At 48.5% G+C, this 11,957-nt stretch carries 11 protein-coding genes and 1 tRNA gene; 4 read left to right on the forward strand and 8 right to left on the reverse strand.

Features of this window, described 5'->3' with window-relative positions; translation table 11 throughout:
* Positions 1 to 44: 44 nt before the first annotated feature.
* Both FTO68_RS06900 and FTO68_RS06905 read right to left on the reverse strand, forming a co-directional pair.
* The gene (locus tag FTO68_RS06900; RefSeq protein ID WP_255332649.1) at positions 45 to 1,424 is read right to left on the reverse strand and encodes a carboxypeptidase regulatory-like domain-containing protein; all 1,380 of its coding nucleotides are present in this window, start codon (positions 1,422 to 1,424) and stop codon (positions 45 to 47) included.
* A gap of 28 nt (positions 1,425 to 1,452) precedes the next feature.
* Positions 1,453 to 2,991, reverse strand: a complete 1,539-nt coding sequence (locus FTO68_RS06905; protein ID WP_255332650.1) for an AMP phosphorylase — start codon at positions 2,989 to 2,991, stop codon at positions 1,453 to 1,455.
* 256 nt (positions 2,992 to 3,247) lie between these two features.
* Between FTO68_RS06905 and FTO68_RS06910 the strand changes: the two genes are divergently transcribed.
* On the forward strand, positions 3,248 to 3,445 hold the full coding sequence (locus tag FTO68_RS06910) for a type II toxin-antitoxin system HicB family antitoxin (RefSeq protein ID WP_255332651.1): 198 nt from the start codon (positions 3,248 to 3,250) through the stop codon (positions 3,443 to 3,445).
* Positions 3,446 to 3,470: 25 nt separating this feature from the next.
* On the opposite strand, the gene FTO68_RS06915 is transcribed toward FTO68_RS06910, so the two are convergent.
* Both FTO68_RS06915 and FTO68_RS06920 read right to left on the reverse strand, forming a co-directional pair.
* A complete protein-coding gene (locus tag FTO68_RS06915) occupies positions 3,471 to 3,653 on the reverse strand; it encodes a hypothetical protein (RefSeq protein ID WP_255332652.1) in 183 nt (60 codons plus the stop codon).
* Positions 3,654 to 3,837: 184 nt separating this feature from the next.
* Positions 3,838 to 6,342 (reverse strand): MEMAR_RS02690 family S-layer glycoprotein, encoded by a 2,505-nt coding sequence (locus FTO68_RS06920; protein WP_255332653.1) that lies wholly within the window; start codon positions 6,340 to 6,342, stop codon positions 3,838 to 3,840.
* A 406-nt stretch (positions 6,343 to 6,748) separates the two neighbouring features.
* On the opposite strand from FTO68_RS06920, the gene FTO68_RS06925 reads away from it, so the two are divergent.
* Together FTO68_RS06925 and FTO68_RS06930 are read left to right on the forward strand one after the other, a co-directional pair.
* The gene (locus FTO68_RS06925; RefSeq protein WP_255332654.1) at positions 6,749 to 7,498 is read left to right on the forward strand and encodes a thymidylate synthase; all 750 of its coding nucleotides are present in this window, start codon (positions 6,749 to 6,751) and stop codon (positions 7,496 to 7,498) included.
* 142 nt (positions 7,499 to 7,640) lie between these two features.
* Positions 7,641 to 7,713 (forward strand) — tRNA-Gln (locus FTO68_RS06930).
* A 248-nt stretch (positions 7,714 to 7,961) separates the two neighbouring features.
* Here FTO68_RS06930 and FTO68_RS06935 read toward each other — a convergent pair.
* The 3 genes from FTO68_RS06935 to FTO68_RS06945 all read right to left on the reverse strand — a co-directional run bounded on the left by FTO68_RS06935 (position 7,962) and on the right by FTO68_RS06945 (position 9,630).
* Complete coding sequence (locus FTO68_RS06935) at positions 7,962 to 8,390, reverse strand: nucleotidyltransferase domain-containing protein (RefSeq protein ID WP_255332655.1); 429 nt, start codon at positions 8,388 to 8,390, stop codon at positions 7,962 to 7,964.
* Between the two features lie 223 nt (positions 8,391 to 8,613).
* Complete coding sequence (locus tag FTO68_RS06940) at positions 8,614 to 8,835, reverse strand: hypothetical protein (protein ID WP_255332656.1); 222 nt, start codon at positions 8,833 to 8,835, stop codon at positions 8,614 to 8,616.
* A 69-nt stretch (positions 8,836 to 8,904) separates the two neighbouring features.
* Positions 8,905 to 9,630, reverse strand: coding sequence for a DUF1614 domain-containing protein (locus FTO68_RS06945; RefSeq protein ID WP_255332657.1), 726 nt, complete (start codon positions 9,628 to 9,630; stop codon positions 8,905 to 8,907).
* A gap of 406 nt (positions 9,631 to 10,036) precedes the next feature.
* Here FTO68_RS06945 and FTO68_RS06950 point away from each other — a divergent pair, with 406 nt between their 5' ends.
* On the forward strand, positions 10,037 to 10,363 hold the full coding sequence (locus FTO68_RS06950) for a nucleotidyltransferase family protein (RefSeq protein ID WP_255332658.1): 327 nt from the start codon (positions 10,037 to 10,039) through the stop codon (positions 10,361 to 10,363).
* 256 nt (positions 10,364 to 10,619) lie between these two features.
* On the opposite strand, the gene FTO68_RS06955 is transcribed toward FTO68_RS06950, so the two are convergent.
* Positions 10,620 to 11,717 (reverse strand): IS4 family transposase, encoded by a 1,098-nt coding sequence (locus FTO68_RS06955; RefSeq protein WP_255332659.1) that lies wholly within the window; start codon positions 11,715 to 11,717, stop codon positions 10,620 to 10,622.
* Between the last annotated feature and the right edge of the window lie 240 nt (positions 11,718 to 11,957).

Consider the following 11,957-nt stretch of genomic DNA (forward strand, 5'->3'; position numbering starts at 1 on the left):
TGGAAAAAAAAGGAGAGAGTCGAGCATTATCGCATTTGAAAGCCTTACCAGTCTTTAAAACGCGTCCTGGAGGTTCCTTTCCGCCCCCGTTTTTTGAAGAGATAGATGCCACCCCCGAGAATAAGAACAGCAAGTATAACCCCACCAACGAGGAATAGGTTGAACTGAGGTTTGAGGGTGATGGTAACCGAGTCCTGCTGTCCATCTGTTGGCACACCATGATTCACAACCCCCTCATGATATCCGTCTCGTGAAGCTGTCAGAGTATACTCAGAGCCGGGAGTAAGTGTCATGCTGAGGATCCCCGATGCATCTGTTGTTCCTTTGTAAACGCCATCTACAGAGATCGAGGCCCCGGAGATTACTGAATACGATTCATCCTGAACCAGCACTCTGACCAAAACCGAAGAATATGCAAGATTTGCGATAAAATCTATTGATTCCTCTGAAATTGTAATTTCCTGGCTATAGGGTTCAAATCCGGCTTTTCTGATCTCCAGAAGATATGTTCCGGCAGTCAGCCTGTCGAGTGATGCACGACCGTAATTATCTGTTTTGCGGAGGAGCATTCCATTTAAATAAACATCTGCACCATCTACAATCTTCTTTGCAGGGTCAAAAACAGATATAAAAGGAGTATAGTATGCTTTTGAGAGAGAGATCGAGAGAACCTGCTGGTCGCCGGTGATATATTGCCGCATTGAATAATCTTCATATTCCGGTTTCTTTACTGAGATGAGATACTCATATCCCTTCCGGAGATTGTACGAAAAGATACCATCATCCCGTGTTGTTCCTCGAAGAACACCATCAACCATGATCTCGGCTCCCTGAACCGGTGATCCGGTTTCCTCATCAGTTATACGAAACGCAAACCGATCGCCCCGTTCCATTACAACCGATATTTCACGGGATGTTCCAGAAAGCTGCACAGACGTCTCAGCATCCCGATAATCAAGAGCAGTTATAAATACCTGATATGCCTGGCCGTCACTGAGAGTGAAGATCGCTTTTCCATTCGATCCGGTCTGTTCAGTCTTTTCAAGGGATGGGCCGACCACTCTTACTATCGCAGATCTGAGAGGTGCGACATTCTCATCATAGACAAGCACTGTCAGGACCATTGAATTGCGGGATAGGACTACAGTCCGGCTCGTTTCAGCTTTCTGGATTGTTAAAGTACGGCTCTCATATCCGGTTTTTGAGACCCGGAGATTATAGTTTTCAGCACCCGGATGAGTATAGGAGAGCCAGCCGTCAGAGTTGGTTACACCGATATAACTTTCACCAACATAGATAGCGGCATCTGACATCCGGGATCCTTCGGTATCCTCAACATAGATGTTGAGTGTGACCACCGCCTGCACCGTTAATGCCAGAGCCAGAAGCAGGATGAACGCGACAACAATCCGAATAGAACGCATATACAATTTACTATTGCTTTCTAACCTATTAGTGCATTGGTGAGCGCCAGCGGTTCCCCGGCACCCGGTCAATCAACATCCCTTCAACAGCTATCGGCATAAGGCGGCGGCCCTCCTCAAGTGCCTTCTGGAGCCGCCAGCTGCGATCAGCATAGATGGTAAAGATCGGCTCTCCTTTCTTCACGTGCTGGCCCTGTTTTTTATGGAACGAAAGCCCGGCGCCATGATCATGCGGGGCGCCCGCAGCGCGCGCAATGGTGATCAGCGCCCGGTTATTCATCTCAACAACATAGCCGGTTTCAGGGGCATTGACGGTGAAAGAGTGATTACCAGGCGGGAGATCCTCTGGTTTCACCCCGGGATCGCCACCCTGGATCTCGATTATCTTCTGCATCATCAGGTCGGCTTTCCCTGATGAGAGGAGGGAAAGCGCCGCCTCGGTTCCAGCACCTGCCTGAACTTTTCCTGCCATCTCAAGAGCTATCCCTGCAATTGCAGCACTCTTCTGGATGAGCGAGTCGGGGGCAGTGCCGCCTTTTAAGATGGTAAGGGCTTCTGCTACTTCCAGGTTGACACCGAGTGACCGCCCAATCGGGGTTTCACCATAGGTGAGGGCGCACTCAACCTTCATTCCGAGCCGATCTCCAAGCTCCATGAAGTCGCGGGCAAGTTTCCGACCATCTTCAATAGAGGTGACCTTTGCGTCTCTTCCGACCGGGATATCGATGACCACAAGATCAGCACCAACAGCAAATTTCTTTGCCATCACCGATGCAAGCATCTGGCCATGGGGATCGATCTTGAGCGGGTATTCATAGAGGATTATCTTATCATCTGCGGGGGCGATGTTTGTAGCACCTCCCCATACAATAGCGCCACCGGCTTTCTCTGTCATCGTCTGAAGCTCGGAGGCGGTGAAGGCAACCGGAGCAAGTGCCTCCATCAGATCGGCTGTGCCACCTGCACCGGTGATCGCCCTGGAACTGGTCTTTGGGCATTTCAGACCCGCTGCCATGATAATAGGGACAACGAGTAGGGTGATCTTGTTTCCAGGGACGCCACCGATGGAATGCTTGTCGACGATCGGGTGTGAAGCAAACGAGAGCTGTTCACCGGTTGATACCGTTGAGCGGGTGAGGTATTCGATCTCATCCATATCAAGGCCATTGATGTAGGTGCCAACAATATATGCACTGATCTCGCCGGGGGAGAGGGTATTATCGACTATCTCACGGACGATAGACTGTGTCTCTTCCATCGAGAGTTTACCGCCATCCATCTTCTTCTTAATGAAGTCGATTGAGGCGGGACGGCCGACTGCCCTAACCTCGATTGCTTCACCGCCATCAAGCTGCAGCTTCCGGTTCGTCACCTGGTACACACCTGCGGTTCCCTGGGGGAGCATGGTTGCAGTCGTTGTTACAAAAGCCTGTGCAGCAGCCTTCTTCTCTTCATTCACCACCTCGACACGATCCCCGTCCAGGACGCCGATTGTACGGGCATCGTCCCGGTTCAGGAGGAGGCCACGGTATTCGATATCAATCACTTTTCCAGAGAGACGAACCATTGCATCACACTACCTTTTGGAATCATTCCGGTGGTATCCGGTATATGATAAGAGGATCTGGTTGGCGTGAGGGATAAGGGTTGCCGGAAGGGAGGGGTGTTTTTGGATTTGGGGGGAGGGAGATTGGCAGGGGGAATGTTGAGGATAGAGGAGGAGAAAGATTGGAAAAGGGAGCGGTGAGGGAATAATCCGATATTGCCATAATGCCTTTATAGTGCTGGATGCAATGCTTCAATCAGGAGAGTTGGATTGTTTTATGCCAGAGACACATCTTCGCTATACAGTACTCATGGAAAAGAATGAAGACGGAGGATATACCGTAACAGTACCCCTTCTTCCAGGATGTATCAGTGAAGGATCAACCTGGGAAGAGGCACTACGCCATATTGAGGAGGCAATTGCCGGGTATATTGACGTTGCTGGAAAGCTTAGCAGGCAGATTCCTGTGGAATAGCCCGCATATTAGATGGCAACAAAAACTACAACAGCTCCACACGTTCTTCTCTCTCCTGAATCCTTCTGATATCATCAAGAAGACGCCGTTTCTTTTCGTGCTCGATCAATTCTTCAATAGCCCCCGAAAGCGTCATTCCCGGTTTACGCAGATGAAGGAGATCTTTTACGATGTCCTCCCTGAGAAAAACCTGTCTTGGAGCCTTCATGAGAATACAGGAATATGGTTTTCAATCATGGATAGTGATTCCGGTAGGAGAATAACCTGCCTGAAAGTAATCCCTCAAGGACAGACTCATTGAAGATTGCTGAAATGCGTTTTAACAAGAAAAGAGCTTATTGCTCACCTATTTTGTAATGGCAAAGAAAAAGAAAAATTAGGGTTGGTTAGGTTTAGTTCCTGCGAAGAACGAGGAATGCTACCGCACCAAGGCCTGCAATCGCGACAAGTGCACCAAATCCGGGTGATGCCGGAGTTGCTGGTGGCTGGGTTGCCGGTGGCTGGGTTGCCGGTGGCTGGGTTGCCGGTGGCTGGGTTGCAGGCGGCTGGGTTACCGGGACACCCTCAAGGACGTTGAAGGTGGCGGTGGTTGATGCATCTGCTTCGATTGATTCAACCGTGACGATGTACTCGTCTGGCTTGAATGCAGCTGCATTGACTTCGAATGACCAGATGTTGGCACCTGCGTCACCCTTTACAACCTTTACAGTTGCGGATGCACCTGAGAATTCGGTTGCGGTGGTCTTCTCGGTTGGCCGGAATTCTGAGGAGGTGACTTCAACGAGGAGATCGTTGTCAACACCAAGGTTTGTGGTTCCTGTGATTGTGAAGGTCGAACCGACATTCTTGTCGCCGATGGAGTCAATTCTGATCCATGGCTCTTCAACGAGGAAGGTCAGCTTGGTGTAGGTGTCATCAACATTCGGGTTGTTCAGAAGCTGAATAAGCGCTTCTGCTGCATCAGATCCCTGGAGACGGCCTGGACCGACAACCGGGAAGTAGTCAGTGGATGCAATACCTGCAGCGGGAACAATTCCGAGCATGGTTGCATAGGTTCTTCCTGCGACTGAGACTGCATCTTCAACAACATCAAAGCGGTTGTTACCCATCGGGTGCTGCACAACGACGAAATACTGGCCGGATGCCATGTTCGTGGTTGCTGCACCTGTCAGCTCATATTCGAAGCTTGAATCATCTTCAACGGTCTGAGTGTTGCGTGCATAGAAGTTGCGTCCGAGAACCCAGACTGCAACACCTGGAGAGGGGTTACCTTCTGCATTACCGCGGATGAACATTTTGTCGCCCTTTGCAACAGAGGTCTGTGAGGCGCTTGCTGAAACGAAGCCCTTGCGGATAACAACTGAGACGGTTTCGTACTTGTTGTTTGCAAGGTTGTTCTTATCTCTTGAGTCAGCAACAGCGTAGATTGTGTAGGTGCCGGCATCAAGTGCAAGTCCGGAGGTATCCCACTTGTACTCCCATGTGTCGTCACCCTTTACATTGCGGTTGATGAAGTTGACACCAGTTCCACCTGCACCATCAATGACTGCAACTGCCGGGTTTGTCAGCTGTGCACCATTGTTGGCGAGGTTTGGACCGGTGATGAAGAGGTAGACATTGGCGGAGTCGGTGTTTGTACCTGAAAGGACCACTTCTTCGCCGATGTAGTAGCTCCGGTCACCTGAGGCGGTGATTGTCACTGCGCCTTTCTCGACACGGACCTTTACTTCATCGTAGTCACCGGATGGACCTGGTGCTACATAGCGGTCAGTCCGGATGGTAAAGCTCTGATCTTTGGTGTTCTGTGTGGTTGAGAAACCAACAGTCCTCTTTCCGGAGGTTGCAGTGTTGACCATTGCATAGAACGGAGAACCAACTGCAAGACCGCCGGGGACATCTGCTCCAACAGTCTGGGCTGCGGTGAAACTATATGCACCAGCATTACGACCAGCAGATCCTACACCTGCATCAAGACTAACACCCTGCTGACCAGCTTTGATCTGAGGGGTTTCAGCTGCTGTGAGTGTTGAGGTTCCCTTCACCCAGAGGACATAGTTGGTGCTTGGACGACCCTCGATAGTTACAGCGAAGTCGTTGTTGCGGATAACGGTGTCCATGTTTGAGGTGATGACAAGATCATCATCTGCAATGGTGATCGAATAGGTCTTTGAAATGGTCTTGCCGACGACATCATAGTTATCGTTCATGCTGTTTACATTACAGTCGACCTTAAATGTGTAGGTACCACGTGGATAGTTAGCATTGCCAACATCCCAGACACCTGTTGAACCAGCACCACCAGTTACGATGAACGGGTTCGAGTTGACGACGTTTGCTGCAACATTTATTAATGCACCAGTGTCATCGACAAGTGATGTATAGACGTTGCCACCCGGTCCTGTGACGCGGACGCGAATTGTTGCTCCAAGAGTTGCCGGAGCAGTAACCCTCTGGGTAAACGCATCAAGGTTGGTGTCGATCCTGAATCGAAGGACATCGGTTCCTTTGACGACAGTGCCGTCATTCTTAACGTTACCACCAACATCGAGGATCTTAACATCGAGTGCCGGGTCAGCAACAATGAATGCAAGAGGCGTACCTGCGACCTGGCGGTACCATGCACCAGCCTGCATGCTTGGATCTACATAGAAATTCGTTGGGTCCGATACAACAATTGTTGCTGACGGAGCGCCAGTACCTGGGGTAGATCCCGCGGCATACCAGCCGAGAGTGTCACCGATAACAACGCCGGTAGCAGCAATATTGAGCCCCTGTTCACCACGGAAGACAGTGTCACCAGCTGCTGCGATGACATTGTCAGCCGCTGCAGCCGGGAGCACTACAAACATGGCGAGTGCAAGGAACGCAATAAGTGCGATCGTTAATCTCTTAGTCATTAATTATTTCCTCCTTTTGTTCAGTTTGAACAATTCAATTACCTTACATGCACAGAAGAAACCCTTCGACAGTTGCCGAAAACGGTTTCAACGTGCTGTATACTCCGATCAACGGAATATGCTTCCTTATTAGATGAAGACTTAATATATCCTTTGTGGTCGGACAGAGATCTGGAGCACCATGATGAATGTCCGGATAGGAATTACCACGATAAATAGGGACATTCCGGGGGCTGGAGAGACCAAGAGCAGGGCAGGTTTTAGACATTGAGATTAATCATTCTACACCGAGAAGCGACTATGGAAGTGGCTGGCGCAGATCATATCCCAAAGACACCCCGGATTCCACCCCCGTAGCCGGACGTTCGCACTATTACTATCTACCCCCCGCACCATTAGTATGATCATGAAGATCATCCGTGCAGCAAGCCTTGGCCGTGCCCACGAACTCATCATCAAACACATCCTTGAGAAAGGAAGAGAGCGGCGAACCGAGAACGGCGAGGAGACGCTTGAGACTGATGAAATTGCCCTCAGGGTGGAAAATCCTTTAGCGGAGCCGATGGCAAGCTCTCATTCACGATTCAGGAGGGCATTTCTGGACTGTTATGCTGATGACCTGATTGCAGGATCAGATTCAGTTTTTGAGTACGACTACCATTCCCGCCTCTTTGACTGGGGTCAGGGGCTCACACTCGGCGGAGCCGATATACATGCCGACCAGATCAGGTACATTATAGAGAAGCTCAAGAGCGAACCCGTCAGCCGTCGGGCAGTTGCCGTTACCTGGAACCCCGCAATTGACGAGAGCCTTGACGACTGCCCCTGCCTCCAGCTCATCCAGTGTGTTATCCGGAAGGAGGGGGAGGAGGAAGGGGATGCCCGGCTCCTTGATATGAAGGTCATCTTCCGATCAAACGACATGCTCTCGGCAGCAGGCGCAAATATGTATGCACTGGCACGCCTCCAGCAGCATATTGCAGACGCAGTCGGCGTGCCGGTTGGAGCCTACACCCATATCTCGCTCGTCCCGCACGTCTACTATCGCCGCGATGTTGCGGACATCCCTCCCTTCTGCGGAGAGGGAACGCTGATCCGGCCGGTGAGAATTGTCTGTGCCGCCTGCCGTGGATGCCTGAGAGGAGAGGGGATCTAACCCTCAATTGTTACGTTTTTTGATCCATTCTGATGCGTGGATACGGGATCTCTGCCAATAAACACCTCCACGAAGACGCAAAACGTCCTCGTGATTTCCGTCAGGTTCATTAATCATCAGGAATCACATATTATGGCACATTAGTCCGGTAGTGTAGCGGTCAATCATGGGGGACTCTGGATCCCCCGACAGCAGTTCGAATCTGCTCCGGACTACTTTTTCTATTTTAAAACCCTTAAATTAAATATAACCGCAGATTAGCGCTTTTCTATAGTTTTTACAGGGCATTTTAGAATCATAGCGGATGCCACTTTGTACTTCAATAAACCACATATGAGTTTATACAAAAGTCTAAGAGGAGAAATGAATTGCTGAGTGTACGCTTTGTGAGCAGATACAATTGAGCAAGGAGAATGAGAAAAGGAGGGAGCAGATGTGAAGGTCCGGGTTTAGAGCAGATTAGCTATTCCTTCTTTCGAAGATACTGTGTCAGAACATCTGCCTCAAAAGAGCTGCGTTCATCCTCATCACGGGCAAAAACAATCCGCCCACTCTGTAACACCTCATAGAGGAAACGAACGGGAGCACCATTCAAAATACGAAGATCAACCTCACACCGCGGAGCAATACTTTGTTCCATAACAGAGGCAATTCGCATACCATATTTGAAGTAGTCATAGGGCTTCCTCTCCCCGGCCACAAGGATCCCAATATCAATATCATTAAATTGATTGCTTTTCAAAAAAGAGCCGAAAATATACACTAAAGCGACATCAGCAGTGATTTCAGACTCGGACGCGAAAACACGAGCGATCTCACCGATAATCCGTTCCCTCGCCCGCTCATCCAGATCATGTTTAACAGAATTAACATGGGAGGATAGTGATGCCATAAGCAGAACTCCTTGAAGATACTATTATCAGAAGGCACATATTAATATAAGCCAGAAAATATCGAAAACTGCCCCTCGATTCAATTTATTTAAGCCCCAGATCCCGCTTCAGTTCTTCATGGGTGACGAACTCACCCCGTTCAACCTCTTCCAGAGCTTCCCGGATCTCGGCAATATCCTCATCAGTGAGAGGTTCATTGGTCAGCGATGAGCCATAATAGAACTAAGGAGGATTATCGGACTCGGTATCCTCCTGCATCTCAACAATCTCAGCATATATTTCCTCAAGATTCTCACTAAGCCACTTGTTTCGCTCCTCCGTATAATCCCCCTTCCCATGATCAAACATCTGAAGGAAACGTATCATATCTACCGGACCCAGGGTTTTATAGAGAGCCTGAATCCCTTCGACATGGATCTCATGCAACGTTTTCACTTTCATCATCTATCACCCCCTGATACCAGTAATTCACCCCGCTTAGGGATTAATGATCCCCTCAACACTAACTCCCCTTCACGCCAGAAACGCCGCGATAATCCCGGATAGAAAGATCCCGTCAAACGTCCCGGCACCCCCGATCGAGACGATCGGCGCACCAAGCGATCCAATCTTCCTGAGATTTAGGAGATCCGCTCCGACAAGGGTCCCGATTGTGCCGCTTACATATGCAATGATAGCGGCATTCAGGCCAAAGCCACCGGCAAGCAGGATACCGCATACGAGAGCGGCAAGCGGCGGGAGGAAGAACGGCGTCCCTATACCAACACCCGGAATCAGCCGGGCATTCCTGTGCACCACAAAGGTGACAGCGAGTGCCCCCACACAGGCAAGCATGAAGAGCCGGGCATCATTCATTCCGATGAGGGCGTGAAAGAGGAGATACACCGATATCAGGATAGGAATCACTGCACCGCCGAGATTCACCGCCACCTGCGTTATTTTGGCCGGCGGCTGCACCGTATACATCCCATCATAGAGGGAAGGAGCAAACTGGCGCCCCTTCGGCCGCTCCACCGGCGTAGACGCCTCTTCCCGGATCGTTGTCACCGGGATATTCACCAGGCTCCCAAACAGGATCAGGAGGAGGAGCCCGATTGCCTGGAACCATGTAAAGCCGAGGTTCGTTAAGGCACCCCCGACAATACCAAGGAGAACAAACGGAATAAGGAGAATAAGGGCTGCGAAGAGGATGATCACCATCAGGATGGAGAAAGGGTTGAAGAAGACATAGCGGGACATTGGCAGACGATCCTGTTTGCTTGTAATCCATTCTCTTGCATCAGCTCTATTATTAGCGTATCGATGATTGGGGTATCGATGGAGGTGATGAGGCTTCACCCGGAGATCGCCCGGATCGCAGAATCTAATTCATGAGTGGATGAAGCGGAGAGGAGATAGGGCAAAGCGGCAATCCGGCTCTTCACCACCATCATAAACTCACATAGAGTTTATTGACGAACGGGCAACCCTGCGATAAACCACATGCTTTCGACGATATTTCAACTCAAACAAGAAAATACAATACAAATAGCCCTGAAAAAGAATAGCTCCGAATTTTGGAGGAAGAGAAAAGAACCATGCAGCAAGAATCATTATAATAGACAAGATCATAATTTACCAATAATCCACAGGAGAGTAATGAGTGATGCCACAAAGACCAGAGGATATACCCAAAACATGGACAGTTCACTCCATCATCAGGAAGATCCAGAAAGCCAAGCCGGAATTGCAGCAGCGTTACCCGATCAAAGAGATAGCCATCTTTGGATCATTCGCACGAAACGAACAAACAGAAGAGAGTGATCTTGATATATTAGTGGCATTTGAAAGACCAATAGGATGGGATGTCATCGACCTGAAAGACGAACTTGAAGAAATCCTCAAAAGAAATATCGATCTTGTTCTAAAGGGCGGCATAGCCACCCGGCCACGCCTGATGAGCTATATCGAAAAGGATGCCATATATGCCTGAGCGTGACCTTTTAACTTGCGGGGGTAAAGGGGCATAAGCGCCAACTTAATTGCATGTTGCACATCCTTGTCGTTGATACAGATATGCACCATTTAATTGCCGCTTTCTCTTCCTATTTCCTTCTGCAAGCCCTCTTCCAATCTGGCCCCAGCGTTTAATGCACGTTTTTAAAGTTAAAACTGGATTTATTGCAGAACGTAGCAGGTGAAATGCAAACGACGTTTCCCTCCACAAGTTAGAAAGTTCAGGATCGTCTTCATATAACTTGAGGGGAGGGATATCCCCAGGGGGAAAAAAAACGCCCCTTATCAACGATTGCAGTCGTAAGAAGAGCCACAAGCATTTTTCCATGCAACCATGCTTTTGAGCTTTCAAGATCAGTTTTTGGAAGGTGCCCAAGACCCAATATTGTTTTTAACCTTTTAAAAGCCAATTCGACCTGCCATCTCATCCGGTACAATGACATTATTTCTCCTGCAGACAAGACATCTCCTGTCACAGAGGTGATAACGAAAACATACTCATATAATTCAATTGTATCTGGATGTAGTTGCCTTTGTTTTTTCTTCATCTCATTTATGGCAACTTTTCTGGATCGTTCTGCATTTTCTGGAGATTTTCGTATTGCACATAATCGAATCTTATTATATTGATTATTTGAATAATTGTACAACACTTCATAGTCGCCAATCTCTCCATATTCTAATTTTCGAAAGTGATCGAGGAGAATAAACTCCTCATTCCTTTCTGTTATTAATTTGAATGCTTTATTTCTAATTCTAACAAGAAAATGCCCTTCATTATCAATAACATGATTAATGCCTCTAATAGATCCATACCCTCGATCGCCGATTACTAAATCCCCTTTGTTGATTGGAAAATTACAGAAAGTTTCTCCCACAGTCTGATCAGTGATTCGAAAATAATCGCATGAAAGGCCAAATAACTCGATGCTGTAATGTAATCTCCAATCCGATCCTGTACTTCCTGGTTCTGTTATAATGCTGCCATCCACGACACGGACATTAAAGCCTTCTAACCAATCTGGTTTTTTTACAATGCCATGTACCTGCTCCACAAGATGAACAGAAATCCATCGTAACCATTCAGAACTCGCTTTTAACCGTTTAAATAGTGCAACATCCGAAATATCTGCCAAACCAGACTCTCTTGCTCGTATAACCGTTTCACGCATAGAACATCCATCGGCGAGGTGAATAAGAAGTATTCGTAATAATAATTCAGCGGACGTTATTTTCCTCTGCCGTGTCAAAGCTCCAAGTTCTTTTGCTTTTTGTTCCCAATCTCTGGGTAAAAATTGTAGAAGAAACTTCCAGTTCTGATCATCTGTCATTAGCTATTCCTCGTTGGTGACAGTCTATTATTTCACCAACTATATATTATTATCGCTTAAGTTAGCGCTTATGGAGGTAAAGGGGGCGGAGCGGGAAGTCCCGGGTCTTCAGGCCGGGGATGAAAGCGGAGCCGCCCTTTTTCCCTGCGATAGATATACCTTGTTGGGTGACGTATTATGATATACCTAACATGAAGTATAAACTTGATAGGTCAGCGCATTCGGTCTTTGCTCTCTATT

The organism is Methanocalculus taiwanensis, assembly GCF_024372745.1.
In the GTDB taxonomy this organism is placed as follows: Archaea; Halobacteriota; Methanomicrobia; order Methanomicrobiales; family Methanocorpusculaceae; genus Methanocalculus; species Methanocalculus taiwanensis.

Bases quoted from the DNA above. Each gene is read 5' to 3' on its own strand.
- FTO68_RS06900 (WP_255332649.1), bottom strand. From the start codon at position 1,424: ATGCGTTCTATTCGGATTGTTGTCGCGTTCATCCTGCTTCTGGCTCTG.
- FTO68_RS06905 (WP_255332650.1), bottom strand. From the start codon at position 2,991: ATGGTTCGTCTCTCTGGAAAAGTGATTGATATCGAATACCGTGGCCTC.
- FTO68_RS06910 (WP_255332651.1), top strand. From the start codon at position 3,248: ATGCCAGAGACACATCTTCGCTATACAGTACTCATGGAAAAGAATGAA.
- FTO68_RS06915 (WP_255332652.1), bottom strand. From the start codon at position 3,653: ATGAAGGCTCCAAGACAGGTTTTTCTCAGGGAGGACATCGTAAAAGAT.
- FTO68_RS06920 (WP_255332653.1), bottom strand. From the start codon at position 6,342: ATGACTAAGAGATTAACGATCGCACTTATTGCGTTCCTTGCACTCGCC.
- FTO68_RS06925 (WP_255332654.1), top strand. From the start codon at position 6,749: ATGAAGATCATCCGTGCAGCAAGCCTTGGCCGTGCCCACGAACTCATC.
- FTO68_RS06935 (WP_255332655.1), bottom strand. From the start codon at position 8,390: ATGGCATCACTATCCTCCCATGTTAATTCTGTTAAACATGATCTGGAT.
- FTO68_RS06940 (WP_255332656.1), bottom strand. From the start codon at position 8,835: ATGATGAAAGTGAAAACGTTGCATGAGATCCATGTCGAAGGGATTCAG.
- FTO68_RS06945 (WP_255332657.1), bottom strand. From the start codon at position 9,630: ATGTCCCGCTATGTCTTCTTCAACCCTTTCTCCATCCTGATGGTGATC.
- FTO68_RS06950 (WP_255332658.1), top strand. From the start codon at position 10,037: ATGCCACAAAGACCAGAGGATATACCCAAAACATGGACAGTTCACTCC.
- FTO68_RS06955 (WP_255332659.1), bottom strand. From the start codon at position 11,717: ATGACAGATGATCAGAACTGGAAGTTTCTTCTACAATTTTTACCCAGA.